Below are 3,030 nucleotides of genomic sequence, written 5' to 3' on the forward strand. Positions count from 1 at the left end.
CCGCGCGGCGCGGGCCTCGAGCTGCTCGAGGAGTGTCTTCAGCTCCGCACGAAGGACGTCGCGGGTCATGATCTCGTCCGAGAAGTCCGTGACCGCCATGCGCAGAGCGACGACCTCGCGGGCCAGGTATTCGGTATCGGCGAGGTTGCGCTCCGCGCGCTGGCGGTCCTGCTCGATCTGCACGCGATCGCGGTCGTCCTGGCGGTTCTGGGCGAGCAGGATCAAGGGCGCCGCGTACGACGCCTGCAGGGACAGGATGAGCGTCAGGAGTGTGAAGTTCGTGGCCGCCGGGTCGAACTGAAGCTCCACCGGCATGAAGATGTTCCAGCTGAGCCAGACCAGCACGAACACGGTCATGCCGATCAGGAAGCCGGACGTCCCCATCCCGCGGGCGAAGGACTCGGAGAACCGGCCGAAGCGATCGCGGGACGGCTGCGGCGTGCGCTGGAGCACGCCCGAACGCCCCCGGGGCGCGTCGAGCGTCACCTGGCGCGACTGTCGTGCCATCAGCGCCTCCTCGGGATGCTCGCGGTCGTCGTCGGCACGACCTCCACCGGCTCGTTCGCGTCTTCGTGCGAGCGCCAGTCCTCGGGCAGCAGGTAGTCGAGCACATCGTCGACGCTCACGGCGCCGACCAAGCGATGCGCCTGATCCACGATGGGCACAGAGACCAGGTTGTAGCTCGCGAGCAGGCGGGCGACGTCCGCGGCGGACGCGGTGGCCGGCAGCGGATCGAGGCTGTCGTCGATGATCGCGCCGAGACGCTCGTGCGGGGGATACCGGAGCATGCGCTGGAAGTGCACCGTGCCCAGCAGCCGTCCGGTCGGCGTCTCGTACGGCGGCAGCGTCACGAAGACCGCGGCGGCGAGTGCGGGGTGCAGCTCGTGGCGACGGATCGTCGCCAGCGCCTCGGCCACGGTGGCGTCGGCGGAGAGCACGATCGGCTCGGGGGTCATCAATCCGCCGGCGGTGTCAGGTCCGTACTGGAGCAGCGCGCGGACGTCTTCCGCCTCTTCGGGCTCCATCAGGTCGAGCAGCGTCTCCAGTCGCCCCTCCGGCAGCTGGCCGAGCAGGTCGGCGGCGTCGTCAGGCTCCATCGCGTCGAGGATGTCGGCCGCGCGCTCGTCGCCGAGGGCCTCGAGGATGTGCACCTGCTCATCCTCGGGCATCTCCTCGAGGGCATCCGCGAGGCGGTCGTCGGTGAGCTCCTCGGCGACCTCGATGAGGCGATCCTCGGGCAGTTCGAGCAGGGTGTTCGCCAGGTCGGCGGCCTTGAGCTCGGAGTAGGTCGCGACGAGCTGCTCCGCGGACTGCGCTTCGCCTGGCACGCTCTGCTCGCGCACCTCCGCCCACGTCGCGAAGGTGGTCGGTCCCTTGGCGAAGGGCGCGGCGCTGGTCTTCGGCCGACGGAGGAAGAGCTGGCCGATGTCCCACTCACCGAGGCGGTTGCGCTCGATCGCGACGTCCTCGATGACGGCGACCCCCGAGCCGTCCCGGAGGTAGACCTTGCGTCCGAGCAGCTCCGCCATCACGCGGACCTCGCCGCCGCGCTGCTGGAATCGGCGGACGTTGATCAGGCCGGTGGAGATGACCTGGCCAGGGGCGATCGAGGCGACGCGTCCGATCGAGACGAAGACATGGCGGCGGCCCGGAATCTCCACGATGAGGCCGATGACGCGCGGCGGATCGTCCTTGCGATAGATGACGACGACATCCCGGACCTTGCCGAGTCGGTCGCCCGCAGGGTCGAAGACAGCGCACCCGGTCAGGCGCGCAACGAATACCCTCTGCGTGCTCACCAGTCCAGCGTAGCCCCGGTCCCATGGGAGGATGAGGAGGTGAGCATGATGGGCGGAAGGGTCCCGCAGTCCGCGGGCGAGCTCGGCCAGGTCGTGGCGTCCTTCGCCACGTACGAGGCCGCGCAGAAGGCTGTGTCGACCCTCATCGCGGCCGACGTCCCGGCGCGCGACATCGCGATCGTCGGCCAGGGACTGCGCTCCATCGAGCGGATCACCGGAAGGCTGGGCTACGCCTCGKCGGCCCGGACGGGCGCCATCAACGGGGTACTCCTGGGCCTGCTCTTCTCGGCCATCCTCGTGCTCGGGTCACCCACCGTGCCCATCCAGGCCTTCGTGGGCGTCCTCTTCGTCGGCGTGGCGATCGGAATGCTGATGAGCATCATCGCCTTCGCCTTCGTGCGTCGCCGTCGTGACTTCGCTTCGGTCATGCAGGTGCTCGCCGACCGCTACGAGGTGAGCGTGGCAGACGGCAGCGTGCAGCGCGCTCGACAGGTCCTCGGGCCTCAGTCCGTGTCCCCGCCCGCTGCGGCGCCGCAGCCGGCGTCCGCCGTGGATGCCGTCACCGCCCCGCGACCCAGCACCGAGCCCCCGCGCTACGGCGAGCGGGTCGAGGCGGATGCCGGGGACACCGAGGCGGCGCCTTCCGAGCCGGCACAGCCGTGACCGCCGAGGCAGTGCCGGTGCACATCGCCGTCGCCCTGCCCGCCGGGAAGGGCGAGGTGTCCGCCGACTGGGAGCGCCCCGACGACGCCTGGGCCGCGATCGCCGTCGCGCACGGCGCAGGCACCGGGTATCGGCATCCGTTCCTCCTCGGGTTCACCCGCCGGCTGCAGGCCGAGGGCATTGCGACACTGCGCTTCAACTTTCCCTACGTCGAGGCCGGACGACGGATGCCGGGACCCGCTGCGCATGCCGTCACGACGTGGGCCGCGGTCGCGGCCTGGATGACCGAGACTGCCTCGGACCTGCCATGGTTCGCTGCCGGCAAGTCCTACGGCGGACGCATGGCGTCGATGGCGGCCGCGGAGTCGGCCATCTCACCCGCCGGGCTCGTGTACCTCGGCTATCCGCTGCATCCGCCCGGCGACCCGGCGAAGGCGCGCGTCGCCCACCTGCCGGAGGTTACGCAGCCGCAGCTGTTCGTCGAGGGCGCGAACGATCCCTTCGTCGATCCGCACTCCCAACTGGATGAGGCGATCGCGTCGTGCCAGGACGCGACGCTGCACTGGAT

General features: G+C 70.5%; 4 protein-coding genes. 2 read left to right on the top strand and 2 right to left on the bottom strand.

What is annotated here, in order from left to right:
* Together AC1DVT_RS19160 and AC1DVT_RS19165 are read right to left on the bottom strand one after the other, a co-directional pair.
* Positions 1 to 507 (bottom strand): DUF1003 domain-containing protein (locus AC1DVT_RS19160; RefSeq protein ID WP_477390868.1); only part of this gene is annotated, 507 nt, incomplete at its 3' end.
* Positions 507 to 1,799, bottom strand: coding sequence for a magnesium transporter MgtE N-terminal domain-containing protein (locus AC1DVT_RS19165; protein WP_457100250.1), 1,293 nt, complete (start codon positions 1,797 to 1,799; stop codon positions 507 to 509). The genes AC1DVT_RS19165 and AC1DVT_RS19160, both read right to left, overlap by 1 nt.
* Positions 1,800 to 1,844: 45 nt before the next feature.
* Between AC1DVT_RS19165 and AC1DVT_RS19170 the strand changes: the two genes are divergently transcribed.
* A complete protein-coding gene (locus AC1DVT_RS19170; protein ID WP_477390870.1) occupies positions 1,845 to 2,462 on the top strand; it encodes a YflT domain-containing protein in 618 nt (205 codons plus the stop codon).
* Positions 2,459 to 3,030: alpha/beta hydrolase family protein (locus AC1DVT_RS19175; RefSeq protein ID WP_477390872.1), on the top strand; the 572-nt coding region annotated here is incomplete at its 3' end. The genes AC1DVT_RS19170 and AC1DVT_RS19175, both read left to right, overlap by 4 nt.

This window comes from Microbacterium sp. P2_F9 (assembly GCF_056403635.1).